The organism is Bifidobacterium sp. LH_417, from assembly GCF_056357035.1.
This window is the reverse complement of the sequence record NZ_JBKEVI010000001.1, coordinates 385918-407504: the sequence shown is the minus strand read 5'-3', so window position 1 is coordinate 407504 and position 21587 is coordinate 385918. Positions and strand designations below refer to the sequence as shown.

At 67.9% G+C, this 21587-nt stretch carries 38 protein-coding genes; 35 read left to right on the top strand and 3 right to left on the bottom strand.

Translation table 11 applies throughout. The features are described from left to right. Positions 1-281 precede the first annotated feature (281 nt). The 17 genes from AC1AYR_RS01670 (at position 282) to AC1AYR_RS01590 (ending at position 8643) form a co-directional block, all read left to right on the top strand. The gene (locus AC1AYR_RS01670; protein ID WP_476555122.1) at positions 282-785 is read left to right on the top strand and encodes a hypothetical protein; all 504 of its coding nucleotides are present in this window, start codon (positions 282-284) and stop codon (positions 783-785) included. Next, on the top strand, positions 785-1342 hold the full coding sequence (locus AC1AYR_RS01665) for a single-stranded DNA-binding protein (RefSeq protein WP_476510930.1): 558 nt from the start codon (positions 785-787) through the stop codon (positions 1340-1342). Before AC1AYR_RS01670 ends, AC1AYR_RS01665 begins: the two co-directional genes overlap by 1 nt. 13 nt (positions 1343-1355) lie before the next feature. After that, positions 1356-1493 carry a hypothetical protein gene (locus AC1AYR_RS01660; RefSeq protein WP_476510931.1) on the top strand — a complete coding sequence of 46 codons (138 nt, stop codon included), beginning with the start codon at positions 1356-1358 and terminating at the stop codon, positions 1491-1493. Further along, positions 1490-2941 carry a ParB/RepB/Spo0J family partition protein gene (locus AC1AYR_RS01655; RefSeq protein WP_476510932.1) on the top strand — a complete coding sequence of 484 codons (1452 nt, stop codon included), beginning with the start codon at positions 1490-1492 and terminating at the stop codon, positions 2939-2941. The genes AC1AYR_RS01660 and AC1AYR_RS01655 overlap by 4 nt, the downstream gene beginning before the upstream one ends. After that, the gene (locus AC1AYR_RS01650; protein ID WP_476510933.1) at positions 2938-3990 is read left to right on the top strand and encodes a hypothetical protein; all 1053 of its coding nucleotides are present in this window, start codon (positions 2938-2940) and stop codon (positions 3988-3990) included. The genes AC1AYR_RS01655 and AC1AYR_RS01650 overlap by 4 nt, the downstream gene beginning before the upstream one ends. Then, the gene (locus AC1AYR_RS01645) at positions 3987-4397 is read left to right on the top strand and encodes an HNH endonuclease (protein ID WP_476510934.1); all 411 of its coding nucleotides are present in this window, start codon (positions 3987-3989) and stop codon (positions 4395-4397) included. The genes AC1AYR_RS01650 and AC1AYR_RS01645 overlap by 4 nt, the downstream gene beginning before the upstream one ends. 3 nt (positions 4398-4400) lie before the next feature. Next, the gene (locus AC1AYR_RS01640) at positions 4401-4685 is read left to right on the top strand and encodes a hypothetical protein (RefSeq protein ID WP_476510935.1); all 285 of its coding nucleotides are present in this window, start codon (positions 4401-4403) and stop codon (positions 4683-4685) included. Then, a complete protein-coding gene (locus AC1AYR_RS01635; RefSeq protein ID WP_476510936.1) occupies positions 4682-5326 on the top strand; it encodes a 3'-5' exonuclease family protein in 645 nt (214 codons plus the stop codon). Before AC1AYR_RS01640 ends, AC1AYR_RS01635 begins: the two co-directional genes overlap by 4 nt. After that, complete coding sequence (locus tag AC1AYR_RS01630; RefSeq protein WP_476510937.1) at positions 5323-5493, top strand: hypothetical protein; 171 nt, start codon at positions 5323-5325, stop codon at positions 5491-5493. The genes AC1AYR_RS01635 and AC1AYR_RS01630 overlap by 4 nt, the downstream gene beginning before the upstream one ends. Further along, on the top strand, positions 5490-5963 hold the full coding sequence (locus tag AC1AYR_RS01625) for a hypothetical protein (RefSeq protein WP_476510938.1): 474 nt from the start codon (positions 5490-5492) through the stop codon (positions 5961-5963). The genes AC1AYR_RS01630 and AC1AYR_RS01625 overlap by 4 nt, the downstream gene beginning before the upstream one ends. Then, positions 5960-6220, top strand: a complete 261-nt coding sequence (locus tag AC1AYR_RS01620) for a hypothetical protein (RefSeq protein WP_476510939.1) — start codon at positions 5960-5962, stop codon at positions 6218-6220. The genes AC1AYR_RS01625 and AC1AYR_RS01620 overlap by 4 nt, the downstream gene beginning before the upstream one ends. Next, entirely contained in the window at positions 6217-6600 is a 384-nt protein-coding gene (locus tag AC1AYR_RS01615; protein ID WP_476510940.1) for a DUF7694 domain-containing protein, read from the top strand. The genes AC1AYR_RS01620 and AC1AYR_RS01615 overlap by 4 nt, the downstream gene beginning before the upstream one ends. Next, the gene (locus tag AC1AYR_RS01610) at positions 6597-6890 is read left to right on the top strand and encodes a hypothetical protein (protein WP_476510941.1); all 294 of its coding nucleotides are present in this window, start codon (positions 6597-6599) and stop codon (positions 6888-6890) included. Before AC1AYR_RS01615 ends, AC1AYR_RS01610 begins: the two co-directional genes overlap by 4 nt. Then, positions 6887-7156: a tight junction protein ZO-3 gene (locus tag AC1AYR_RS01605; RefSeq protein WP_476510942.1), complete on the top strand. Its 270-nt coding sequence runs from the start codon at positions 6887-6889 to the stop codon at positions 7154-7156. The genes AC1AYR_RS01610 and AC1AYR_RS01605 overlap by 4 nt, the downstream gene beginning before the upstream one ends. After that, the gene (locus tag AC1AYR_RS01600; protein WP_476510943.1) at positions 7153-7530 is read left to right on the top strand and encodes a hypothetical protein; all 378 of its coding nucleotides are present in this window, start codon (positions 7153-7155) and stop codon (positions 7528-7530) included. The genes AC1AYR_RS01605 and AC1AYR_RS01600 overlap by 4 nt, the downstream gene beginning before the upstream one ends. Further along, positions 7527-7709 carry a helix-turn-helix domain-containing protein gene (locus tag AC1AYR_RS01595; protein ID WP_476510944.1) on the top strand — a complete coding sequence of 61 codons (183 nt, stop codon included), beginning with the start codon at positions 7527-7529 and terminating at the stop codon, positions 7707-7709. Before AC1AYR_RS01600 ends, AC1AYR_RS01595 begins: the two co-directional genes overlap by 4 nt. Before the next feature lie 157 nt (positions 7710-7866). Next, the gene (locus AC1AYR_RS01590) at positions 7867-8643 is read left to right on the top strand and encodes a hypothetical protein (protein ID WP_476510945.1); all 777 of its coding nucleotides are present in this window, start codon (positions 7867-7869) and stop codon (positions 8641-8643) included. Between the two features lie 147 nt (positions 8644-8790). Here the strand turns inward: AC1AYR_RS01590 and AC1AYR_RS01585 are convergent, their stop codons facing one another. The 3 genes from AC1AYR_RS01585 to AC1AYR_RS01575 all read right to left on the bottom strand — a co-directional run bounded on the left by AC1AYR_RS01585 (position 8791) and on the right by AC1AYR_RS01575 (position 9375). Then, a complete protein-coding gene (locus tag AC1AYR_RS01585) occupies positions 8791-9000 on the bottom strand; it encodes a hypothetical protein (RefSeq protein ID WP_476510946.1) in 210 nt (69 codons plus the stop codon). Next, complete coding sequence (locus AC1AYR_RS01580; protein ID WP_476510947.1) at positions 8990-9151, bottom strand: hypothetical protein; 162 nt, start codon at positions 9149-9151, stop codon at positions 8990-8992. Before AC1AYR_RS01580 ends, AC1AYR_RS01585 begins: the two co-directional genes overlap by 11 nt. Before the next feature lie 65 nt (positions 9152-9216). Beyond that, the gene (locus AC1AYR_RS01575; RefSeq protein ID WP_476510948.1) at positions 9217-9375 is read right to left on the bottom strand and encodes a hypothetical protein; all 159 of its coding nucleotides are present in this window, start codon (positions 9373-9375) and stop codon (positions 9217-9219) included. A 139-nt stretch (positions 9376-9514) separates the two neighbouring features. On the opposite strand from AC1AYR_RS01575, the gene AC1AYR_RS01570 reads away from it, so the two are divergent. The 18 genes from AC1AYR_RS01570 to AC1AYR_RS01485 all read left to right on the top strand — a co-directional run bounded on the left by AC1AYR_RS01570 (position 9515) and on the right by AC1AYR_RS01485 (position 21587). Then, positions 9515-9913, top strand: coding sequence for a hypothetical protein (locus AC1AYR_RS01570; RefSeq protein WP_476510949.1), 399 nt, complete (start codon positions 9515-9517; stop codon positions 9911-9913). Positions 9914-10212: 299 nt separating this feature from the next. After that, entirely contained in the window at positions 10213-10719 is a 507-nt protein-coding gene (locus AC1AYR_RS01565; RefSeq protein WP_476510950.1) for a hypothetical protein, read from the top strand. Position 10720: 1 nt separating this feature from the next. Beyond that, a complete protein-coding gene (locus tag AC1AYR_RS01560) occupies positions 10721-11854 on the top strand; it encodes a terminase (protein ID WP_476510951.1) in 1134 nt (377 codons plus the stop codon). Next, the gene (locus tag AC1AYR_RS01555; RefSeq protein WP_476510952.1) at positions 11826-12482 is read left to right on the top strand and encodes a terminase; all 657 of its coding nucleotides are present in this window, start codon (positions 11826-11828) and stop codon (positions 12480-12482) included. Before AC1AYR_RS01560 ends, AC1AYR_RS01555 begins: the two co-directional genes overlap by 29 nt. A gap of 3 nt (positions 12483-12485) precedes the next feature. Next, positions 12486-13982 carry a phage portal protein gene (locus AC1AYR_RS01550; protein WP_476510953.1) on the top strand — a complete coding sequence of 499 codons (1497 nt, stop codon included), beginning with the start codon at positions 12486-12488 and terminating at the stop codon, positions 13980-13982. Next, positions 13873-15081, top strand: a complete 1209-nt coding sequence (locus AC1AYR_RS01545) for a hypothetical protein (RefSeq protein ID WP_476510954.1) — start codon at positions 13873-13875, stop codon at positions 15079-15081. Before AC1AYR_RS01550 ends, AC1AYR_RS01545 begins: the two co-directional genes overlap by 110 nt. 25 nt (positions 15082-15106) lie before the next feature. Then, the gene (locus AC1AYR_RS01540) at positions 15107-15721 is read left to right on the top strand and encodes a hypothetical protein (RefSeq protein ID WP_476510955.1); all 615 of its coding nucleotides are present in this window, start codon (positions 15107-15109) and stop codon (positions 15719-15721) included. 18 nt (positions 15722-15739) lie between these two features. Then, positions 15740-16597, top strand: a complete 858-nt coding sequence (locus tag AC1AYR_RS01535) for a major capsid protein (RefSeq protein WP_476510956.1) — start codon at positions 15740-15742, stop codon at positions 16595-16597. After that, on the top strand, positions 16597-17037 hold the full coding sequence (locus AC1AYR_RS01530) for a hypothetical protein (RefSeq protein ID WP_476510957.1): 441 nt from the start codon (positions 16597-16599) through the stop codon (positions 17035-17037). The genes AC1AYR_RS01535 and AC1AYR_RS01530 overlap by 1 nt, the downstream gene beginning before the upstream one ends. Positions 17038-17054: 17 nt before the next feature. Beyond that, entirely contained in the window at positions 17055-17645 is a 591-nt protein-coding gene (locus AC1AYR_RS01525; protein WP_476510958.1) for a hypothetical protein, read from the top strand. Further along, the gene (locus tag AC1AYR_RS01520; RefSeq protein WP_476510959.1) at positions 17642-18067 is read left to right on the top strand and encodes a DUF6093 family protein; all 426 of its coding nucleotides are present in this window, start codon (positions 17642-17644) and stop codon (positions 18065-18067) included. Before AC1AYR_RS01525 ends, AC1AYR_RS01520 begins: the two co-directional genes overlap by 4 nt. 2 nt (positions 18068-18069) lie before the next feature. Continuing rightward, a complete protein-coding gene (locus AC1AYR_RS01515) occupies positions 18070-18447 on the top strand; it encodes a hypothetical protein (protein WP_476510960.1) in 378 nt (125 codons plus the stop codon). Further along, the gene (gp17, locus tag AC1AYR_RS01510) at positions 18444-18824 is read left to right on the top strand and encodes a tail completion protein gp17 (RefSeq protein ID WP_476510961.1); all 381 of its coding nucleotides are present in this window, start codon (positions 18444-18446) and stop codon (positions 18822-18824) included. Before AC1AYR_RS01515 ends, gp17 begins: the two co-directional genes overlap by 4 nt. 68 nt (positions 18825-18892) lie before the next feature. After that, a complete protein-coding gene (locus tag AC1AYR_RS01505; protein WP_476510962.1) occupies positions 18893-19420 on the top strand; it encodes a phage tail tube protein in 528 nt (175 codons plus the stop codon). Next, positions 19417-20187, top strand: coding sequence for a hypothetical protein (locus AC1AYR_RS01500; RefSeq protein WP_476555121.1), 771 nt, complete (start codon positions 19417-19419; stop codon positions 20185-20187). Before AC1AYR_RS01505 ends, AC1AYR_RS01500 begins: the two co-directional genes overlap by 4 nt. Beyond that, positions 20184-20594 (top strand): hypothetical protein, encoded by a 411-nt coding sequence (locus AC1AYR_RS01495; RefSeq protein ID WP_476555120.1) that lies wholly within the window; start codon positions 20184-20186, stop codon positions 20592-20594. The genes AC1AYR_RS01500 and AC1AYR_RS01495 overlap by 4 nt, the downstream gene beginning before the upstream one ends. Before the next feature lie 85 nt (positions 20595-20679). Next, positions 20680-21207 carry a hypothetical protein gene (locus AC1AYR_RS01490; RefSeq protein ID WP_476510964.1) on the top strand — a complete coding sequence of 176 codons (528 nt, stop codon included), beginning with the start codon at positions 20680-20682 and terminating at the stop codon, positions 21205-21207. A 17-nt stretch (positions 21208-21224) separates the two neighbouring features. After that, a complete protein-coding gene (locus AC1AYR_RS01485; protein ID WP_476510965.1) occupies positions 21225-21587 on the top strand; it encodes a hypothetical protein in 363 nt (120 codons plus the stop codon).

Sequence of the window (21587 nt, the reverse complement as noted above, 5' to 3'; positions counted from 1 at the left end):
TTTCCCGGCGGGCACCCAGGGCGCAGCAGGTTAGCCCCCAGCCAAGATCACGCGGACGATACCGCGGGGCAACGGCCGGGACGCGGTCCGATTCCGCGGGCGTCCACTGCGGTCGCGTCAACGCCGCCCCGGCACGCGCCACACCCTGACAGGACGGACGCGCATGAAGCCCGCGTGCGCGGGGAGCGATGGACACGGGAAGGCCCCATCTCCTTGGAGCCCGTGACCCGTCCAGCGCGGCCGCAAACCCCCCATCCACTCCAAGAGACAAGGAGACCATGATGACGACAGTACGGGAGCTGTGCCAGTCCCCCGCCAACGAGCTCAGCAAAGGCGAGCTCGGACGGGCGCGACGGTGGAAGCGCAAGCAGGTCGACGATCCGATGCTCGCCGGCCTGGCCGAGACGGTGCTCGACGACCAGCCGACCGTCAGCGTCGACAAGGCGTACCGGATCGCGGCCGAGAGCCTCAGCCAGGAGACCGGAGAGACCGTGGCGGATTCGCCCATGGGCACCGTCATCCAGGACGCGCCGGCCGAGGCCGACGAGCCGGAGCCGAGCGCCGAGATGCCGCCCGCCGGCCTCCAACGGCAGGCGTGCGACGCCAAGGATGCGACGGCCGTGCCGGACCGTTGGCAGGCCATCGCCGGCGACGCCTACGCCATATTGTCCAATCTCGCCGTGCGCGCCCTCGCCGCCTGCGACTGGGAGGCGTTCGGCCAGGCGTGCCGCGCCCGTGACGCGGCCGGCCGTCTCGCCGCCACGCTCGACCAGAGGAGCCGATGATGGCCGGAGAAACCACCCTGACCATCGTCGGCAACCTCACCGCCGACCCGGAACTGCGCACCACCGGCGCGGGCGCGATCGTGGCGGGCTTCACCATCGCCTCCACGCCGCGCGTCTTCAACCGCCAGACGGGCCAATGGGATGACGGGCAGGCATTGTTCATGCGCTGCAGCGCATGGCGCGACCTCGCCGACCACTGCGCGCAGTCCCTGCATAAGGGCATGCGCGTGATCGCGCAGGGACGTCTCTCCCAGCGCTCCTATCAGGCGCAGGACGGGTCGAATCGCACGATCGTGGAGATGACGGTCGACGAGATCGGGCCCAGCCTGCGCTACGCGACCGCCCAGGTGACCCGCATCCAGTCCGGCAACGGCGTGAGCGGCGGCAGCACCTTCGGCGACCCCAACCGCCACCCGCAAAACGGCGGCTACCGGGGCGGCGCCACCTACGGCGCGGCCACGCCGCCTCCCGCCGCGCCTCCCCATGACCCGCACGACGACGCGGACCCATGGAGCAAGGCGGAGCCAGCCCCCACCGGCGACGACCCGGAATTCTGAAAGGAGCCACATCATGGCGAAACGCAAGCACGGCCGCCAGCAACTCGAGCATCAACGCCAGAAGGCGCGGCACCGGCGTCGTCCGCATCATCCGACCATCCGACCCCGCATCCCCGCGGATTTTTTGAAGGAGAGTGACCCGACCAAGTGACCGAGCCCATCATCGTCCACATCCCCCTCGCCCAACTCCAGCCGCACCCGGACAATCCGCGCCGTCACGTGGGCGACGTGACCGAGCTCGCCGATTCCATCCGTTCGCAGGGCCTGCAGCAGCCGCTGCTCGTCACCCCGCACGGCACCGGCGACAACGGCCACCCCCTCTACAGGGTCGTGATCGGCCACCGCCGCCTCGCCGCCCTCCGCCAGGCCGGCATGCGCACGGCCCCGTGTCTCGTACGCGAGCTGACCGCCCGCCAGCAGCGGGAGATCATGCTCGTCGAGAACTGCCAGCGAAGCGACCTGACCCCCTTGGAGGAGGCCGACGGCTACCAGGGTCTCCTCGACCTGGGCGCGAGCGTGGCGGACATGGCCGAGGCCACCGGCCGCAGCACCGGCTTCGTGCGCGGCCGGTTGAAGGTCGCCGGCATCCCCCAATCGATCCGCGACCACAACGAGCGTTTCGCCCAACTCTCCCTGACCGACCTGGACGCGATCGCCGAATTCGCCGACGACCCCGACACCCAAGCCACACTCGCCGAGAAAGCCGGCACCACCAGCTTCGACTACGCGCTCACCCAGGCGCGCCGCCACCGTGACGAGCAGGCCTGGGTCGACGCCACGCTCGCCTTCCTCGGCCAGCGTCACCTCGCCTATGAAATCGTGGATTCGCTCTGGAGCCTGCCTTGGGAGAGGTCCGAGACCATCCATCCCGACTCCGACATCCCGTCCGTCGAAACCTGGTACGACGACCTCGACGACGCCTATCACGCCCCCGACTGCACGATCAGCGTGTGCACGGGAAACGGCCACGCGGCTCCCGGCATCACGATCACCCGGCCCGAAGACCCCGCCGACCGTGAGCGCGAAGAGAAGATCCAGCAGGCCGCCAGACAGGCGCGAGAGGCCGAACAGCGCAAGCTCGCCCCGGTCATCGCGTTCGACCGGACAAGCCGCGAGACGCGCGAGACATGGATCCGCACGCACTCCGCCCAATGGGCGGCCCACCAGATGCGCGACGCGATCGCCACGCTCGCCCGCCTCGAAACCCTCGGCATCGACGACACCCTCCCCACGGGCCTCGACGCCAACCAACGCGACCGGATGCTCGACACATACCAGCGCGTCGCCACACCCCTGCCCGACGAGAAGAAGGACGTGAAGAACAACCTCTACCACCTCGACAGCCCCGCGAACGTGGCGGAACTACGCCGCCGCATCCACCAATCCGGCCAGGAACTCCGCCAACTCACCCTCATCCTCCTATCCCGCCAGGAGGCACGCCTCGACAAGGACACATGGCGCGGCAAAGGCTGGACCATGAGCCTCAAAACCGCCACCACCTACTATTCGGCGCTCGCCGAACTCGGATACGAGCCGTCCGACGAAGAAAACACCGCGCTCGCGGGCCGATTCACCGAAACCAAGGAGGAAACACGATGACCTGGTGGATGCTCGACGACGCGCTCTACGACAGCCAACCCATCGAAACCGTCACCCCCGAAGCGCTGGGCGTGCACACGCTCATGTGCTCCTACATCGGCAAACACGTCTACGACGAAGGCTTCGACCCATGGTTCACCCTCAAACGCGTGGACATCGTCACACGCCTCACCAAGAAACCACCCACCCAGAAACGACTCGCGGCGCTCGCCGGCGAGCTCACGGAGGCGGGCATGTGGTGCGCGGACGGCGAGGGACGCTACCGGATCGTGGAGGCGCCCCCGTTCGGCAAGTTCGCGGGAGGCAAGGAGCTGAGCGCGAAACGCGCCGCAGCGGGCCGCAAGGGCGGGCGCGCGACGGCCGGCAAACGCTCCAAGCAAACGGGCGAGGCAACCGGTTCAAGCAACGCGGGTGAAGCAAACGCGCAAGCAATTGCTTCAAGCAACACGCAAGCAATTGCTCAAGCAAATGCTTCAAGCAAACCGGCGAAGCAAAATTCAAGCAACCGGATACCTACCACCCTAACCGAGCCTATAACCCCCCAAAGCCCCCCGGACGGCGAACCGGGCGAACCGGACGGCGGGCCCGTGCCGGCGGCGAGCCCGGAGCAGGCCGACCGGCTCGTCACCGGGCACACGCTCCTGGCCCTGCACGGCGCATGGCCCGGCCGCGCCGGCCGCAAGAGCGACATCGCGCCCGCCCTGGCCGAAGCGCTCAAGGACGCCGACGCGACGACCCTGTACGGGGCCGTCGTCCGCTACGGGCGGGCCGTGGACGCGGGCGACGTGCTGCGCCGCGACGTGCCCACGCTCGCCGAATGGCTCCAGGAGGGCCAATGGCGACGATGGCAGCCCGACAAGCCCAGCAGCTACGAGTGGGGCGGCATCAGCCGCGATTGGATCGCCGAGAACATCACCAGCCAAGTGCCCGCCGGCGCGTTCACCGACAGCCGGGAACGCGAGTTCTGGGCCAGCGTCAAAAGCGGCGAAAGCGCCGCCGACACCGCCCAGCGCATCGTCGACGAGCTCAACGCGAGGAGCACACGATGAGCCGCCAGCCCAGCCCGGAGACCCGCGCCATCGTGCTCGGCCGCGACGAGCATCGATGCCAATTGTGCGAAACCTACCTCAGGCCCGGCCAGTGGCCCGGCATGAGCATCCACCACCGGCTGCTCCGCTCCCAGGGCGGCGGATGCGCGGAGCTGCACGAGGCATCGAACCTCGTCGCCTTGTGCGGCACGGGCACGACCGGATGCCACGGATGGGTCCACAGCCACATCGAGCGCGCCAAGGCGCTCGGCTACCTCATCGCCGCCACGGACAGCCGGCCGCCGCACGAGGTGCCCGTGTACACGAGCCGCCACGGCTGGCAGCTCCTCGCCCCGGACGGCCAGGCCACGCCCTGCCCGCCACCCGACCGACAACCCCGCAGAATCACCCGCATCAAGGAGGCATAAGCCATGAGCGACAGCATATTCGGCTACGACACCCCGACGGACGAGCCGCCGGACAGCCCGCCCACGCTCCCCGTGCACGATCTCGTGCGCGTCCTGCCCGGCACCCTCGACCAGGTCGACTTCGCGCCGACCGGCGACGGACCCACCACGGTCAGCCTGCTCATCGACCCCCACGACCCCATCGACGGACGAACCATCATCATCCCCCAAGGATTCAACAGCCGCGAGAAGAACCTCATCGCGGCCGCCATCGTCCAAGCCCTCAAACCCCGAAAGGACACCAAATGACCACCACCGCCACCGCGCACACGATCACCGTCGGCGGCCGCCCCATCCCCACGCCCAAACCCGACATGCTCCTGTGGATGGACGTGGAGACCACCGGCATCGACCCGGCCGCGGACATCCTCGAAATCGGCCTGCGCTGCACCAGCATGGACGGCACGGAGGAGGTCGCCCGCTTCACGGCCGTCCGCCACCTCAAACCGGACATGGGCATCGTCTTCGAGCCCGGCGCCATCGGCATGCACTACGCCAACGGCCTGATCGACGAGTGCCTGCTCTCCGGCCTCGACCCGAACGACCTCGCCGAAGACGTCATCGACTTCACCCGCGACCTCGCCGCCAAATACCGGCTCCACGCGGCCGGCACCAACATCCAACACTTCGACCTGCCCAAGCTCGACGCCTTCTGCTCCATCCACGGCACGGGCGAAGGCCCCATCCCGGTCAGCCGCCTCCTCCACTACCGCAGCGTGGACATGACCACCGTGCGCGCACTCCTCACCACCCGAGGCCACCACACCGACCAGGACCACACGGCCCGCCACCGCGTCGACGACTGCCTCACACACGACATCACCTTCTGGCAGCACGCGCAGACACTCGTCACCCCCGCCGACCACACCGACACCGAGGCACAGGCATGAACACCACAGCCATCACCATCCTGATCACCGGCATACGCATCCTCACCGGCACCGCCATCGCACTCACCATCGGAGCCACCATCGCGCTCGCCGCCATCCTCCACGACATCATCGGCGAGCGCCGTCATGGCTATGTGCCGCGGCGTCGGGAGGAGACGGGGCGATGAGGCGGCCGAATTCGGCGCACGCGGTCGGCGCGGGCACGTATGGGCGGAGCGCGGGCAAGGGCACGGCCGACGTGCCTCCGTCGGCCAATGTGCTGACCAAGGCGGAGGTCGTCTGGTGCGTGGAGCAGCCGGAGGTGAGCGTGTGGCGTCGGGAGCCGGTCATGCCGGCGCGGGTCGAGCGGATGGAGTGCGCGGACTGCGGCCAATCGTGCCCGCCGACCGCGACCGGATTGTGCCGCCGCTGCCGGCAACGCCGGCACGTGACCGTCACGGCCACCTGCTCGCACTGCGGGAGCCGATGCGTCAGACGCGAGGACGGACTATGCGGCCGCTGCCGGGCGCACGCCAAACAGCAGCTGCCCCAGTGCGCGCGCTGCGAACGCCGCACGCGCCACGTCGACGAACGGGGATTGTGCGGCACATGCCGGCGCATCCTCAAAATCCACCAGAGCAAGGAGCAATCATCATGAGCAATCCCAGCGTCAATCATGTCCACTACGAGCGGGGTGACCGGCCTGACCTGCGTCGCACGTGGCTGGATCTCGCGTGGATCGTCCTGGCCGGCTTCTGGACCGGCTGGGCGACGGCACTCCACCATTGGGCGCTCGCCGTCGTGAGCGGCCTGTGCCTCGCCGTCTGGCTGGGGATGCTCGTCGACCACCTGTGTCATCTGACCTGGCACGTCATCGAGATCACCGCACACACCGACAAGGAGGACACCGAATGAGTGGCGTCATCTCTCGGCATATGAAGGAGCAGCCCGTGACCGACGAGCAGAGGACCTTCATGCGCACCGTGGCCCGCCATTCCGCGCCGTTGAAGGTCTGGAGGTCGCGAGACTACTTTGCCCAGCTCTACAAGGACCGCAACGGGTTCCTGCGGTTGAGCGTGAACCGCGTCGAGGTCGACCTCAACGGGCGGTGGAAGGACGGGATCACATGGGATGAGCTGCAACGCGTCAAACAGGAGACCGTCGGCGACGTGTGGGCCGTCGAAATATACCCGCCCAAGAAGGACCTCGTCAACGCGGCCAACATCCGCCACCTATGGATCCTCGACCAACGCCCCCAATACGCCTGGCACGACAAGAAAGGACACCAGCAATGAGCACCAACAACATCACCGAAATCATCAAGACCGCTTTCAACGCCGGCGGCACCGTCACCATCAAGCTCACGCCCCGAGACCTCGGCATGGAGGGCGACGAGCTGGAGACCCCGCACGAGCCCGGCCTGTGGCGCGCCCCCGACGGCCGCATCATCCTGTGGGACGGACACCGCGGCCAGTGGCTGCACGACCAGGACGGCGACTGGCTGACCGAACTCGGCACGCTCGAAGCCGACGAGATGGCCGAGTTCGGCCCCTACACGCGCGTCCAGATCGGAGGAGCGCAATGAGATTCAGGCCACTTCGCGATTGGAGCGTCGAATCCACGATAGGCCTCATGGCCATCGTCATCACGATCGTCCTGGCCACGCTGCTGGCCGGCGTCATCGGCCTGACCGTCATGAGCCTGACCACGCCCGAGCCGCGCCAGCAGGTCACGCAGGAGCGTGTCGTGACAGGCGACGTCAAACGCTGGTGCCTGGTCGTGCGCACCGGCGACCATATCGACGCGATCGACTGCCAGACCATCGATGACATGACCGGGAGACTGTCATGACCCGGCGAAGATTGACCGACGAGCAGACAGGGGCGATCAGGCTCGCCTATGAGCACGGCGCGACCATCGCGAGCCTGAGCTACCGGTACGGAGTCTCCATCTCCACCATCCGCGAGCGCGTCCGCTCCACGCGCCGCTGGCAGGACGAGCACACGCCGGCATCGCAGGGCGGTCTCACGGACATCCACCAGACCATGATCGTCCAACCGCCCGCGCCGCAAGGCGACGTGGCCGAGCTTGCATGGCGGCTCTCCTGCGCCCTGGACGCGCTCGACCTGACCATCACCCACAGGACGCGGGACGACGACGAGCCGGACGGGGAGACCCTGGACGCGCTCGCCGCCCGCCTGCTCGGCAAGGAGGACACGCAGTGAATCGGCTGACCGTCAAGAGGATCCTCAAGCATCACCGGGACGGGCTGACGCCGTCGGAGATCGCCCGCCAGCTCCAATTGCCCGTCATGCAGGTGCGCGACCTCATCAGACGCACCACGCCCGGCCCCGTACCGTCGAAGCGCCCCGACTTCCAAGAGCCGCCGCCGCTCTTCGACTGACGTGTAGTCGCGTGCATAAAGCCGGATAAACGCGTAGTCGCGTGCATAAAAGTGCATAAAAGTGCATAAAAGCGAAACCCTCCACCCCCGGACGGGAATGGAGGGCGTGCCATGAACCAGCACCCATAGTACACCTGTTCGAATGGAGGGTTTCGCCTTGACCACACCCACCCACCTCATCGACGACCTGACCAGCCTGCGCACCCTCTGGCAGCCCCTCGACCTGCTCGCCACCAAGCAAGCCAATGTCAGCGACCCGCGCGGCGGCCGCGCGTCGATGGCGAGCGCGCCCCTACCCATCAATCTCGGCGCGTGGCAGCTGCTCGACGACATCACGTCCACCGCGCGATGGCTCGTCCGCCTGCTCGACCTGCACCCCACGAGAGACATGGACGCGCGCGACCTGCTCAAAGGCGCGCTCGCCAACCGGGCACGCCTCGCCTCGCTCGACGGCGGGACGCTGGCCGCGCTCGCCGCCAATGCGCGTGATCTCGTGGAGCGGGCGCGCCTCCTGCTGTATCCGCCGGAGGGGACGCGCATGGTCGGATGGTGTCCGCGGTGCGTGCGCGAGCTGCGTTGCGACGAGCGGGAGATCGCCGGCGGCTACGTGCCCTGCCCGCAGTGCGGCATGACGTGGCGCATCAAGGACCTGCACACGCTCGCCATGCAACGCCTCCACGCGCGCGGCGTCAAAGGTACACCCACTCAGCTGTCACGATTGCTCGCCCCGTGGGGCATCCAGATCAAGGCCAAGACCATCGGCACATGGGGACGCCGCGGCGTCATCCACCCCATCGGCCACGACGGCACCGCGCCCGTCTACCTCATCTGGGACGTATGGGCCGCCAAACAACGCAACGCCGGCTACGAGCACGCCCGCCGAAAAACCACGGCAACCCGCCGAAACCCACCATCACCGACACCCTCGATTTGACAAACCCCCGACTGTCGTCGAACATATGTCTACAGTGGTCATACGTATGCCACGAAGGCATGATGACACACGACACACTTCCCCCACTCACACAAGCACGGCGCTCGCCGACGATGTTCGTTTCCGTCGGCGAGCGCCGTGCTGGTTCTACTTGTTGGTCTTGTTCTTGCGTGGGCGGCCGCCGCCGACGCCTCGGCCGGGGCGGGCGGCGTTCCATGTGTCGATGGTCTCGATTGACCAGCCGCGGGTTTTGCCGATTCTCACGTCGGGTTCGGGCAGTTTGAGGTTGAGCAGGCCGCCGCTGGTGATGCCGAGGCGTTCGGCGACCTGTTTGACGCCGAGGTATTCAGTCGTCATCATGGCCTCCGAACAGGCCGAGCGTGAGGCAGTCGATGCCTGCGGCGATGGCGAGCAGGGCCGTGATCCACGGCGCGAAGCCCGCGCATGCGCTGGCTGCGGCGCACAGGCCCGTAGCGAGTCCCGTGATGCCCCATATCTTGCTTTTCATGGTGTTTTGCGGGATGATGAGTGGGAGGGGTTCTGGATGTTACCGGCATCTGGAACCCCTCGTTTTCAGCCCTTGTGCTTGGGGCCGGACTTGCGTTCGGCTTGGTGCTTGGGCTTGCGATCGTGGCGCTCGGTCAGCCATTTGAGGATTTCGAAGAGGAGTCCTCCGAATCCGCAGGCCGCGGTAATGATCGCCGCTATCGCCGTGATCCACTCGGGTGTCATCCCGTGTCGATCCTTTCACTGTTGAGTTGTCGCCGGTCTTCTTTGCCGACATATCTATAGTAACGCAGTGACTGTAGATATGCAAGTCTGGGTAGTGCGGCACGCCGATGTATTCCAATGGTTCCGGGAGGTGGGGCGTATGGGATGGCGGGTATGCTCCACTCCCGGATGCCCCGACCTCGTCCGGTCCCCGGCCCGCAAATGCGACGCGTGCCGGCGCAGGCAGCAGGACCGGCGTCGCACCCGTGGGCGGAACCCGTACAACACGCGGGGCCACCAAACGTTCCGACGCCGCGTCCTCGCGCGAGACCCCTACTGCACCTGTCCCGGAGACCCCGCCCTGGGAGGGTGCGGCCACCACGCGGGACTGTGCGGCAAGCCGAGCACGATAGCCGACCACTACCCGTACGAGCGCGTCGAGCTCATCGACATGCGCCTCGACCCGAACGACCCGAGGTTCGGGCGCGGACTGTGCAAGCGATGCCACGACGGCAAGACCGCGCGCACCAAGCCGAGCGGCTTCCACCGGGCACGCTAGCCGCCACGCCGCCACGCCGGACGCCCGACGACGCGACACACGCGACGACGCGACGCGCGCCGCCACGACGGGCAAGCATGCACGAACGCGAAGCACGACACGAAACCACCCCGGAACCGACGCGACGCGGCCCCGCCGCCACCCCGGGGGGGTGGGGTACGGAGGCCTCCGGCCAGGACCGCCGGTGAGGTGCCTCGAAGGCGCGCGGGGTTCAAAAGTTTTCAGGGAGGCTCCGAAACGGCGTCTCCGACGTTTTGCCTGACCGGCGCAAGGCCGGTTTCGCGGAGGTGAAAACAAACATGGCAAGAGGAGGCGCGAGGCTTCGTTCGGGTCCGGCGAAGGACCCGCATTCGAGGACGTCGGAGCGCGCGGGCTTCACGCTGGCGTCGCTGCCGAACGGCGGATACGACGGCAAGCCGCCCGCGTTCCCCCTGGACCGCTACCGCGTCAGCGGGCCGGACGGTCCGGACGAGAAGGCGATGCGCTCGTTCCGCAAGCGCGAGCTCGCCCTGTGGCGGCAACTGTGGAAGTCGCCGCAGGCGTGGGCGTGGAGCATGCCGCAGTACTCGTATCTGGTGTGGGACATCGCCATGTACTGCCGTCTCATGGTGCTGGCCGGCGAGAACACCGCCACGGCCGCCGACCGGGGCCTCATCCCCCGCTACGCGGACCGCATCGGCCTGAGCGCCGCCGGACTGGCCGCATTGGGCTGGCAGATCACGCCCGACGAGATGGCGAACCGGCGCATGGAGGGCCGGGACGAGGCCCCCGAAGCCGCGTATCCGCGCCGGTTGAGGGCGGTGTGACGTGGGGGCCGAGTTCACGGTGGACTTCCCCACGCTCGGCGACCTGAACGACGCGTGGATCACCGCGCACTGCCGGCAGCCCGACGGCCCCCTGCGAGGCCGTCCGTTCCGGCTCGCGGACTGGCAGTTCTGGGTGTTGGCGAACCGGCTGCGCATCCGCGAGGACGCCGCCTACGTGCCCCCGGAGGAGGTCACCGTCGACAACCCGATGGTGTTGAACCAGGCGTTCACCTACCGCCAGACCCTGACCGTGGGACCGCAGAAGACGGGCAAGGGGCCGACCGAGGCCGCGTTCGTGGCCGACGAGGCCGCCGGGCCCGTCATCTTCGACGGGTGGGCCCAGGCGGGCGACGTGTACCGGTGCTCGGATTGGGGGTGCCCGTGCGGCTTCGAGTTCCCCTACGAGCCGGGCGAGCCGAAAGGCCGGCCGCACCCCTCGCCGTTGATACAGTTGACCGCCAACAGCGAGGACCAGGTCGCCAACGCGTACCGGCCGTTGAAGGCCATGATCCGGCTCGGCCCGTTGAAGCGGCTGCTGCTGGTGCGCGACACGTTCATCCGCATCCTGCGGCCCGGCACGGACGGCGAGGACGACGGGCTCGACCTCGACCGCATCGACATCGTCACCAGCTCCGCCCGAAGCCGTCTCGGCAACCCGATATCGGACGCCGAGCAGGACGAGGCCGGCCTGTACACGAAATCGAACGGCATGATCGACGTGGCCGACACGCAGCGGCGCGGCGCCGCCGGCATGGGCGGGCGCACCCACGCGTGGACCAACGCGTGGGATCCGGCCGAGAACTCGTACGCGCAGCAGGTGTACGAGTCCGGCGCGCCCGACGTGTTCGTGTTCTACCGCAACCCCGACCTCGACCCCCGGTTGAGACGCGAGGACGGCGCGCCGTACAGCTTCCTCAACAAGCGGGAGCGGCGCCGCATCCTCGAGGTCGTCTACGAGGGCTCGCCGTGGGTGAACCTCGACTCCGTGGAGGCCGAGGCGACCGCATTGATGCGACGCGACCCCAACCAGGCCGAACGGTTCTTCGGCAACCGTCTCGTGCAGGGCGCGGGCGCATGGCTCGACGAAGGAGCGTGGGCGAAGGCGTATGCGGGAGCATCATCAGCTGTGGCTTGAGAACCCGCCCGACGGCACCGAGATCTGCTGCGGGTTCGACGGCTCCGAGAACGACGACTGGACGTGCATCAAGGCCGAGACCCTGCAGGGCCTCATCTTCACGCCCCGCTACGGCGACGACCGACGGCCCGCCATCTGGAACCCGAAGACGTGGGGCGGCAGGATCCCGCGCGGCGAGGTCAACGCCGCATGGGACGAGATCAACCGCCGCTACAAGGTGATACGCGCCTACTGCGACCCCGGCTTCCGCGACGAGGTGTCCTGGGAGTCGGACATCGAGGCGTGGGACCGCAAGTACGGGCCCAAACGGTTCATGCCGTGGACCATGAGCGGATCCAGCCGCATCGGCGCCGTCTACGAGGCGCTGCGCCGCTTCGAGGCCGACCTCGCCAACGGGCTCATCACCCACGACGGCTGCCCCATCACCACCACGCACATGGCCAACGCCCGCAAGATATCCAAGACGCTGGAACGCTACGGGCTCGGCAAACCCAAACAGGACCGGAAGATAGACGCCGCCGTCACCAGCGTCCTCGCCCACGAGGCCGCATGCGACGCGCGCACCGCCGGCTGGGGACAACGCAAACGCAACTACATGCTCACCGGCTCGTCGACAAGGAGGATATGACCCATGGAATCCGAAGCGCAGCTCGTCACATTGGCGAACCGCATGGCCGACAAGATCCAATACCGCCGCCCCGCCATCGCGAAGCACACCGACTACGTGCGCGGCGTGCGCGGCCGCCTCCGCTTCGCGTCCAAGGAGTTCCGCCGCTACATGTCGGACAGGTTCAGCGACTTCTCCGACAACTGGTGCCTCCCCGTCGCCCAGGCCCCCGTCGAACGCATCCGCTTCAAGGGATTCACCCCCTACGACGACAAGGAGCTCGGCACGGACGTCATGAAATGCCTCGACCGCAACGACTTCGAACGCGGCCTGCAGGAAGCCGCCCTCATGATGACCGCCACCGGCCGCGCCTTCATCCTCGTCACCCAGCAGAAGCCCGGACAGGCGCGCATCACGTTCGAACACCCCGACAGCGCATGCATCCTCTACGACCCGCGCACCGGCCAACCATCCGCCGGCCTCCTCATCCAACAGGGCGACGACACGGAATACGGCACCCTCATGACGCCCACGACCATCGTCGCCATGCAACGCAGACGCCTCGAGGACCCCACCGACCAGCGCACCCCGCCCGACGTGTACGGATGGAACATCAGCAACGCGCGACCCAACCCATGGGGCACCGTGCCCATGCGCGAATTCCGCAACCAGATGCTCCTCGACAACAGCCCCATCAGCGACATCGAACACGTCGAAAGCATGCAGGACACCGTCAACATCGTCTGGGCCTACCTGCTCAACGCCCTCGACTTCGCATCACTGCCCGCCCGCGTCATCATGGGCGGCGACCCCCTCGTCGAACCCGTCTACGACCACGACGGCAACCAGATCGGCGAGAAACCCATCGAACTCGACAAACAGGTCCTCGAACGCATCTACCAATTCACCGGCGACAACGTCAACATCGGCGAATGGTCCAGCTCCAACCTCAACGCGTTCATCCCCGTCATCGAAAAAGCCGTCGAACACATCGCCGCCGAAACCCGCACCCCCGGCCACTACCTCCTCACCAACGCCGAAGTGCCCGCCACCGGATACGAAGTCGCCGAAGCCGGCCTCGTCTCCAAGACCATGGAACGCATCAGCTTCCTCAAAAGCCCCATCCGCGACATGTGCGCGCTCGCCATGCGCATCGAGAACCACGACGACCAGGCGGACATCATCACCGACAGCAAGGTACAGTTCGCCACCCCGCAATACCGGTCCGAAACGCTCATGGCCGACGCGATGCTCAAATACAAGCAGCTCGGCTTCCCCATCCAATGGATCGCCGAACAGATGGGCCAATCCGCGGACGAAATCGAACGCATCATGCGCATGCGCGCCGACGAAGCCCACGACCCCGAACTCGAAGCGTTGAACAACGCCCTGCGGATAGGAGGCGACGCCGATGACGGTCGAATCGAAGGCGCTGGCGGACAGCCAACACCGCCTCGCGACATTGGAGCTGGCGGCGACCCGCGCGGCGGCCAGAACATGGCGACAGGTCAACCCCGATGACATCCGGGCCACATGGAAGACCATCAGCATCCGCCTCGCCGCCACACTCGCCGCCATCCAAACCCAAGCCGTCGAAACCGTCGCCGACGCCAACCCCATGATGCTCGCCGAACAAGGCGACTACGTCGCCCCCAACGGCTTCCTCGCCCCCACCGCCTTCACCGGCTGGGCACCCAGCGGCATCCCCCTCACCGACTACCTCCAGACACCCGCGCTCGCCACCCTGCACGCCATCAAAACCGGCCACCCGATCGCCGAGGCATTGCAGGCGGGCCGGACGACGCTCACGATGCTCACGGCGCTCGCCGTGACGGACACGGCCCGCCAGGCCGAGCAGGCGGACATCGCATTGCGCGCCAAGGTCGGGTTCGTGCGCGTCGAATCCGCGGCCTGCTGCGACCGGTGCATGATCCTCGCCGGCAAATGGTACCGGTTCAACGAAGGCTTCCTGCGCCACCCGCACTGCCACGGCCGCCACATGCCCTGCCGGAAGGACACGGCCACGGAACACGGCTGGGTGTCCGATCCGATGGAGGCGTTCCGCGCCCTGAGCCGCGAGGAGCAGGACCGGCGCTTCGGCCCCGCGAACGCGCAGGCCATCCGCGACGGAGCCGACATCCATCAGGTCGTCAACGCGCGCCGAGGCATGCAGCGCCTGCGCCGCGGGTACACGGCGATGACCACGAGCGAGGGCATGGGCCGCTACGGATGGGCGCGCATGATGGCCGAAGAGTCGGGTCGCCCGTTGAAACGCAGGCTCACCCCCGACGCCATCTACACGCTCACCCGCGGCGACCGCGCCAGGACCATCGAGGCGCTGAAACGCAACGGGTACATCATCCCCAACGGCTGGCGCGAAAACGTGCCCGACATCCGGCGCAAACGATGGCGGCACGACAACACGTACCGGCAGGGCCGGCACGAGACCATGACCGCCGCCCAGAAACGCGTCCAATCCGCGACGCTCCAATGGCAGGCCGTCCTCGAAGGCCGCAACCCGTACGACGCGCGCCTGCCCCTCACCCCCGACGTCGCCGCCGACGTGGAACGCCGCTACCGGCGCTGGCTCGCGACGAACGGCCAGATATACACCCAATGATCCGACCGAATCGAAAGGAAGAAGCATGGCTCAGCAGCAGGACAAGCCCGACGGGCAGGACAAGCCGAAGGATCCGGCCACGCCGCCGGACACCGACTGGCAGTCCAAGTTCGAAGGCCAGCGCAAGGTCAACCGCGACCTCGAAGCCAAACTCAACGAAGCCTACAGGAAGGCCGACAAGGTCGACGAGCTCGAGAAGCAGATCGCCGCGATGCAGGGCAAGGAGAAGGAATACGAGGCCGCCCGCAAGGAGCAGGCCATCAAGGACGAGGCGTTGAGGACCGCGAACCAGCGCATCCTCAAGGCCGAGATCCGCGCCGCCGCCACCGGCCGCATGAACGACCCGGCGGACGCGCTGCGCTACCTCGACCTGTCCAAGTTCACCGTCGGCGACGACGGCGACACCGACACGCAGGCCATCACCGAAGCGCTCGACGGCCTGCTCAAGGACAAACCGTACCTCGGGAAAGCCGAGACCAACACCCCCAAGGGGGCCGACATCCAACCGCCCAGCGGAACGCGGGACGGCGACCGGCACGCGGGCCAGCTCACCCGAGACGACCTGCGCCACATGACACCGCAGCAGATCGTGGACGCCCAGAGGAAGGGCCTCCTCAAGGACCTGCTCGCAACCGACTGACAGAAAGGACGGCCCGACATGGCCATCACCAACTTCATCCCCGAGATCTGGAGCGCGAACATCCTCACCGAACTCCAGAAGAGCCTCGTCTACGGCTCCGCCGTGAACCGCGACTACGAGGGCGACATCGCCAACTACGGCGACACCGTGCACATCACCGGCATCGCGCACATCACCGTCGGCGACTACACGCCGCACACCGACATCGCCATCGAACAGGCGACCGACAAGGACGCGGGCGAACTCGTCATCGACCAGTCCAAGTACTTCGCGTTCGAGATCGACGACGTCGAGAAGCGCCAGGCGATGAACAACCTCACCGCCGCCTACTCGCAGGACGCCGCCTACCAGCTGCGCGACCTCGCCGACCGGTACGTCGCCGGCCTCATGGCCGCCGGCGCGAAAAGCAAGCTCGACCCGATCAGCGGCGCCACCGCCACCAAGGCGTACGACGCGATCGTCGACCTCGCCACCGCCCTCGACAAGCAGAACGTCCCCGACCAGGGCCGCTGGGTCATCGTCAACCCCGACTTCTACGGCCTGCTGCGCAAGGACAACCGCTTCATCAGCGGAACCGACGCCGCCCACTCCACGCTCCTCAACGGCGTGGTCGGCGAGGCCGCCGGCATGACCATCCTCAAGTCCAACAACGCGCCCGCCGCCACCGGCGGCACCACCAACGCGCCCACCGACGAAGGCAACGTCATCATCGCCGGCACCAACGCCGCCACCACGTTCGCCGAACAGATCGCCAAGGTCGAAGCCGTCCGCAAGGAGAAGGGCTTCGACGACATCGTCAAGGGCCTGCACCTGTACGGCGCGAAGGTCGTCCGCCCCGAAGCGCTCGCCACCGTCCACTTCAAGGTGGGCAAGTGATGGCCGGCAACTACGAGGACTTCCCCTACGTGGGCGCGGCCGGCGCGGCCGTCATCGCAGCCGAGACCGTGGACGAGCTCAATGCCGCCATCGGACAGGCGTCCGGCGGCGGCCAGGCCATCACGTCCGTGACCGTGACCGGCCTCGCCGCGGGCGCCGCGCCGACCGCCAGGCTGACGGGCGGCGTGCTCGCCCTGGGCATCACCGCCGGCGCGAAGGGCGACACGGGCGCCGCGGGCGCTCCGGGCAAGGCCGGCTCCAACGGCGCTCCGGGCGCGGCGGGCGTGGGCGTGAAGTCCATCGCCCTGACCACGGACGCGTCCGGCAAGGTCACCGGCGGCACGCTCACCAAGACCGACAACACGACCGCGGCCATCACCGTGACCACGGCGGCCGCGGCCGGAGACCAGCCCGCCGACCAGCCGAGCACGCTCGGCTGACATAGGGAGGAGCCGTCATGGGACCGCTCGCCACCCTGAAGGACCTCGACGCGTACAAGGTCGACTACTCCGCTGCCGGCGCCGACATGGCCGGACGGCTGCTCTCCTCGGTGTCGTCCGCGATCCGGGACGCCGCCGGCGGACCCATCAGCCGGTGCGACGTGACCGTGACCATCCCCAGCGAGGCGTCCCGCAAGCTCGACCTGCCATGCCGTCCCGTGAACGCGGTCAGCCGCGTGCTCGTGGACGGCGAGGAGACCGACGACTGGACGCTGCTCGGCTCCAGCCTCTACCGGGACGTCATGTGGGGGCCTCCGAACGGCATCCCCCTGCCCGTCACCGTGACCATGAGCATCGGCCACGACCCGGTGCCCGAGGACATCGTGAGGCTCGCCTGCTCCATGGTCGCCGCCGGCCTCCACCAGCAGGCGGAGGGCGGCCCCGGCGCGAACGTCGGCAAGGCGTACGAACGCATCGACGACTTCCAGATCGGATACCAGCAGGGAGCCGCCACGGTCATCGACGCGACCGAACTGCCGGAGGCCACGAGACGCAGCCTCCGCGCACGCTTCGGCATCCGGGGAATCAGCGTGGGGGTGTTCAAATGAGCGTGGGCACGCTGCTGGCGCGAGGCCGGCGCATGGCCGAATCCCTCATGACGGACACGTTCCGCGTCGTCCGGTACACGGGGCGGACCGTCGCGGACCCGGACACCGGGCTGACCGCACCGGCCACGCTGACCGTCTACGAGGGCGAAGGCAGGCTGCAGACCTCCGGCGGAGTCGCCTCGGACAAGGCCTCGGCCACCGGCGACAGCTCGAACGTGGGCGGCAACGTCGCCGAATGGGCGCTCTACCTGCACCTGCCCATCACCGCCACCGGGCCGAGGGAGAAGGACGTGGCCGAATGCACCGCATCCTCCGACCCGACGCTCGTGGGCCGGCGCTACCGGCTCGTGAACCTCCAATCGGAGAAGACGCACGCGACGGCAAGACGCTGGAACGTGCGCGAGATCCCGGAAGGAGCGTGAGCATGGGCGTGATCGGCATCGACGCGAAGGAGGTCACCGCGTTCGCGGCGCGCCTGTCCAAGGCCGTGGGCCGCAACCGGCTGCTGGTCACGGCGGCCGTCAAGCACGGCGCGCAGAACATCAAGACGGCCGTGCAGGCGGACGTGCGCGGCTCGTCGAACCGGGGCATCTCCCGCATCCCCATCGCCTACGAGATGAAGGAGACGGGCACCACCGTGGAGGCGGACATCGCGCCCGTCTCCGGCGGCGCGGGCTCGCTCGCCAACATCGCGTTCTTCGGCACGTCGAAGGGCGGCGGCACCCACCGGTTCTACGAGCACGGCGAAGAGGAGCTGGACGCCACGGCGCGATACGTGAAGGAGGCGGCATCGAACCTATGAACTCCCGAACCGTGAAGACCCTCGTCCGCGGCATGCTCCCCGCCCTGCCCCACTGGCGCGTGTACGAGGACGTGGCCACCGGATCCAGCCCGCCGTGGATCGTGTGGCGCGTGCACGAGACATCCCGCCTCCTGGGCGAGGCCGTGAACGTGACCGGCCGCGTCTGGGAGCTCGACGTGCGCGTCGTCGCCGCGTTCGCCGCGGACGTGGACCAGGCGTGCGAAACCATCATGAACGCGCTCGACGGCAGGCATCCCGCCGGCATGGGCGCACTCGTGCCCGACAAGGACTCCGGCATCTACGCGAGCGAACTCACCAGCCCCGACACCGGGCAGGCGTTCGTCATGCGCGTCGTCACATGGCGCTTCGGCGCCTGACCCACAAGCACACATCGACCATCACCGTCCCGCACCCCGCGGGACCGCATACAGCAAAGGACACCACCATGCCGAACAACGTGACCGCGCACCTCGAGGACGGGCGCGTCAAGACCGTATTCGTCAAGACCATCGCGGACGTGACCGCCCCGACCGTCGCCGAACTCACCACCGACCCGCTCGACCTGAGCTACTGGCTCACCTCCGACGGCTGGAAGCTCGACCACAGCCAGGACATGATCGACGACGACCGCGAGGGCGCCGCGGCCGTCGGCCAGATCCCCGGCCAGGAGAAATACGAGAACGGCACCCTCCAGGTCATCGACAACGTCAACATCAAGGACGGCGCCGGCAAGGCCTCCAACGACGCCGTCGAACAGCTCACCGCCGGCACCCAGGGCTACATCGTGCGCCGCCGCGGTCTGCCCACCGACGACGCGTTCGACGCCGGCCAGACCGTCAGCGTGTTCAAGGTGACCATCGGCATCAAGACCCCGGTCGCCCACGCCGCCAACCAGCGCCAGATGTCGACCATCAGCTTCTCCGCCGACCCCGGCTCGCAGGACGAGACCGCCGTCGTCGCCCCAAAAGCGTGACGCCCACGCCGACCCTCGGCGTGCTGACGGTGACGGCCGCCGCGCGTAACGGCGGTCAGACCGTCACCGTCACGCCCGACGTCGGCGCGGGCCTGCAACGCCGGATCATGATCACCGACGCGGACAAGACGCCCACGGTCGCCTACGACGCCGTATGCGACCTCGCCTCCGGATGGACGGCGTTCCCCGCGGACGGCGCCGTCTCCGGCACGGAAGCACAGGTCGCCACCGTCGCGGACTGCACCACGAGCGGAGCGAACGCACGACTCCTCGGCAAGGGGACGCTCCCCCGCCCCTTTAGCGTGACCGGCTCGAGGAACCTGCTCGCCTACGGGCCGGCCGAGAACGCGAACGGGCTGACATGCAGCGTCGCCGACGATTCCGGCTTGCACATGGAAGGCACACTCACGGCAGGCAAAGGCGTCGTCTGGGAGATCGGCACGATTCCCCCAAACGAATACCGGATACGTCCCATGGGCGACGACGCCAGACTGTACTCCGGCACAGGCGTGTACATCGTCGTCATCGACATGGACACAGGCAATCGCCTCCAATACTGGGATGAGGGCAAGGGCGACAACCAACGGTTCCTCCTGTCCCAGCCGACCCGCTGCGGGTTCACGGTCATCGGCAAGATCAACAGCACGGGGCGATCGTTCGACGCGACACTGCATCCCATGCTCGCATTGCACGCGAAGTGGCCCGAAACGTGGGAGCCTCCCGCCTCCCTGACCGTTCAGGGGGGGGATTGGCCTTTGAGCCCGTGAACCTTCTCGCCAACCCCGGTTTCGAGGCCGGAACCGCCACGCCATGGGCGGGTGCGAACGTGGTGGGCGCATCGGACGCAGCCTGGGTCGCGCCCGTCGAAGGCAAATGGATGACACGCGTCGCCGGCACGATGACCCAAACCGTCACCCTGCCCCAAGAGGCGACGAACCTCACCCTGTCGTACATGGCCAACTCCTACGACACGACACGCTCCACGTCGCTCGCCATGCTCTTCGACAAGGGCGACGCGTGGACGATGCTCGTCCCCGGAGACGCCGATGCCAAGTGGACGCGCCACACCATCTCCATCCCCATCCCCGAGGGAGCCGCGACCGCCACCCTCCGCGTCACCGCCAACGGCGGACAAATCCGCTACGACGACTTCCTCCTCACCACCACACCATAACCCACCACACACGTCCCGCACGCGCGCTTCCTCTCCTTCCACGCGTGCGGGACCCACCCCCGAAGGAGAACCGAAGGAGCCCCGCATGACCACCCCCACCATCACACGCCCCACCGCCCAGATCGACATCATCACCGACCTCGCAGCCCTCCGCGACACCATCAACGCAACCAACCACTACAACGAACTCGCCGACAACCCCCAGACCACCACCGAAACCGAAGCCTCCCAACACCGCGCCGAACTCGACCACACCCGCGACAAGATCGCCACCCTCACCACCAAAGTCCAGGACAGCACCATCACCCTCACCCTCCAAGGCCTCCCCTCCAACCAATGGAACCAGACCGTCGCCCGCAGCACCCTCACCACCAACGGGCGCACCACCAAAGACCTCAACAAACTCCTCGCCCTCGCCCTCACATCCATGACCACCCACGTCACCGACCACCACGGCGACACCATCCCCATGACCGCCGACGAACTCACCCGACTCGCCGAAGCGCTCGCCGATTCGCAGGTGATGCAGCTGCTTGAGACCATCCAGGCGTTGAACACGCCGGCGACGAGCCTCCCAAAAGAGACGCTGACGCTGCTGCGGTCGGCGAACTAGCGGCCGCGTTGGAGGGCATGCCGGATCTGGTCGCGCGGCTCAGATGCGCGCGGAGCCTGGGCATGAGCCTCAAACGGTTCGACGGGTGGGAGCCCGCGGACGACGACCCCACGGAATGGGACGGGACGGAACGCACGTGGATGCTCGCCCTCCAGGCGTACGAGGACGGCCTGTGCCCCATCTGCGGGTTCCCCACCCGCGTCTGCCACGACCAGGACGAGACCGAACGGCGTTGGGCGGGAGCCGACGTGGAGATCTGCAACGTCGCCTACCTGCGCAACAAGGCGTTGCGCGCCTACCGGGACAGCGGGGCGCCCGACCCGGACGCGGACGGCGCGATCACCACCCGCCTCAACCCCAGACCCATCACGCAAGACTGA

What these genes read in the sequence shown, in the direction of transcription:
- AC1AYR_RS01670 (WP_476555122.1), top strand. Translation starts at nt 282, where the DNA reads ATGACGACAGTACGGGAGCTGTGCCAGTCCCCCGCCAACGAGCTCAGC.
- AC1AYR_RS01665 (WP_476510930.1), top strand. Translation starts at nt 785, where the DNA reads ATGGCCGGAGAAACCACCCTGACCATCGTCGGCAACCTCACCGCCGAC.
- AC1AYR_RS01660 (WP_476510931.1), top strand. Translation starts at nt 1,356, where the DNA reads ATGGCGAAACGCAAGCACGGCCGCCAGCAACTCGAGCATCAACGCCAG.
- AC1AYR_RS01650 (WP_476510933.1), top strand. Translation starts at nt 2,938, where the DNA reads ATGACCTGGTGGATGCTCGACGACGCGCTCTACGACAGCCAACCCATC.
- AC1AYR_RS01645 (WP_476510934.1), top strand. Translation starts at nt 3,987, where the DNA reads ATGAGCCGCCAGCCCAGCCCGGAGACCCGCGCCATCGTGCTCGGCCGC.
- AC1AYR_RS01640 (WP_476510935.1), top strand. Translation starts at nt 4,401, where the DNA reads ATGAGCGACAGCATATTCGGCTACGACACCCCGACGGACGAGCCGCCG.
- AC1AYR_RS01635 (WP_476510936.1), top strand. Translation starts at nt 4,682, where the DNA reads ATGACCACCACCGCCACCGCGCACACGATCACCGTCGGCGGCCGCCCC.
- AC1AYR_RS01630 (WP_476510937.1), top strand. Translation starts at nt 5,323, where the DNA reads ATGAACACCACAGCCATCACCATCCTGATCACCGGCATACGCATCCTC.
- AC1AYR_RS01625 (WP_476510938.1), top strand. Translation starts at nt 5,490, where the DNA reads ATGAGGCGGCCGAATTCGGCGCACGCGGTCGGCGCGGGCACGTATGGG.
- AC1AYR_RS01620 (WP_476510939.1), top strand. Translation starts at nt 5,960, where the DNA reads ATGAGCAATCCCAGCGTCAATCATGTCCACTACGAGCGGGGTGACCGG.
- AC1AYR_RS01615 (WP_476510940.1), top strand. Translation starts at nt 6,217, where the DNA reads ATGAGTGGCGTCATCTCTCGGCATATGAAGGAGCAGCCCGTGACCGAC.
- AC1AYR_RS01610 (WP_476510941.1), top strand. Translation starts at nt 6,597, where the DNA reads ATGAGCACCAACAACATCACCGAAATCATCAAGACCGCTTTCAACGCC.
- AC1AYR_RS01605 (WP_476510942.1), top strand. Translation starts at nt 6,887, where the DNA reads ATGAGATTCAGGCCACTTCGCGATTGGAGCGTCGAATCCACGATAGGC.
- AC1AYR_RS01600 (WP_476510943.1), top strand. Translation starts at nt 7,153, where the DNA reads ATGACCCGGCGAAGATTGACCGACGAGCAGACAGGGGCGATCAGGCTC.
- AC1AYR_RS01585 (WP_476510946.1), bottom strand. Translation starts at nt 9,000, where the DNA reads ATGACGACTGAATACCTCGGCGTCAAACAGGTCGCCGAACGCCTCGGC.
- AC1AYR_RS01580 (WP_476510947.1), bottom strand. Translation starts at nt 9,151, where the DNA reads ATGAAAAGCAAGATATGGGGCATCACGGGACTCGCTACGGGCCTGTGC.
- AC1AYR_RS01575 (WP_476510948.1), bottom strand. Translation starts at nt 9,375, where the DNA reads ATGACACCCGAGTGGATCACGGCGATAGCGGCGATCATTACCGCGGCC.
- AC1AYR_RS01570 (WP_476510949.1), top strand. Translation starts at nt 9,515, where the DNA reads ATGGGATGGCGGGTATGCTCCACTCCCGGATGCCCCGACCTCGTCCGG.
- AC1AYR_RS01565 (WP_476510950.1), top strand. Translation starts at nt 10,213, where the DNA reads ATGGCAAGAGGAGGCGCGAGGCTTCGTTCGGGTCCGGCGAAGGACCCG.
- AC1AYR_RS01555 (WP_476510952.1), top strand. Translation starts at nt 11,826, where the DNA reads ATGCGGGAGCATCATCAGCTGTGGCTTGAGAACCCGCCCGACGGCACC.
- AC1AYR_RS01550 (WP_476510953.1), top strand. Translation starts at nt 12,486, where the DNA reads ATGGAATCCGAAGCGCAGCTCGTCACATTGGCGAACCGCATGGCCGAC.
- AC1AYR_RS01545 (WP_476510954.1), top strand. Translation starts at nt 13,873, where the DNA reads ATGACGGTCGAATCGAAGGCGCTGGCGGACAGCCAACACCGCCTCGCG.
- AC1AYR_RS01540 (WP_476510955.1), top strand. Translation starts at nt 15,107, where the DNA reads ATGGCTCAGCAGCAGGACAAGCCCGACGGGCAGGACAAGCCGAAGGAT.
- AC1AYR_RS01535 (WP_476510956.1), top strand. Translation starts at nt 15,740, where the DNA reads ATGGCCATCACCAACTTCATCCCCGAGATCTGGAGCGCGAACATCCTC.
- AC1AYR_RS01530 (WP_476510957.1), top strand. Translation starts at nt 16,597, where the DNA reads ATGGCCGGCAACTACGAGGACTTCCCCTACGTGGGCGCGGCCGGCGCG.
- AC1AYR_RS01525 (WP_476510958.1), top strand. Translation starts at nt 17,055, where the DNA reads ATGGGACCGCTCGCCACCCTGAAGGACCTCGACGCGTACAAGGTCGAC.
- AC1AYR_RS01520 (WP_476510959.1), top strand. Translation starts at nt 17,642, where the DNA reads ATGAGCGTGGGCACGCTGCTGGCGCGAGGCCGGCGCATGGCCGAATCC.
- AC1AYR_RS01515 (WP_476510960.1), top strand. Translation starts at nt 18,070, where the DNA reads ATGGGCGTGATCGGCATCGACGCGAAGGAGGTCACCGCGTTCGCGGCG.
- gp17 (WP_476510961.1), top strand. Translation starts at nt 18,444, where the DNA reads ATGAACTCCCGAACCGTGAAGACCCTCGTCCGCGGCATGCTCCCCGCC.
- AC1AYR_RS01505 (WP_476510962.1), top strand. Translation starts at nt 18,893, where the DNA reads ATGCCGAACAACGTGACCGCGCACCTCGAGGACGGGCGCGTCAAGACC.
- AC1AYR_RS01490 (WP_476510964.1), top strand. Translation starts at nt 20,680, where the DNA reads ATGACCACCCCCACCATCACACGCCCCACCGCCCAGATCGACATCATC.
- AC1AYR_RS01485 (WP_476510965.1), top strand. Translation starts at nt 21,225, where the DNA reads ATGCCGGATCTGGTCGCGCGGCTCAGATGCGCGCGGAGCCTGGGCATG.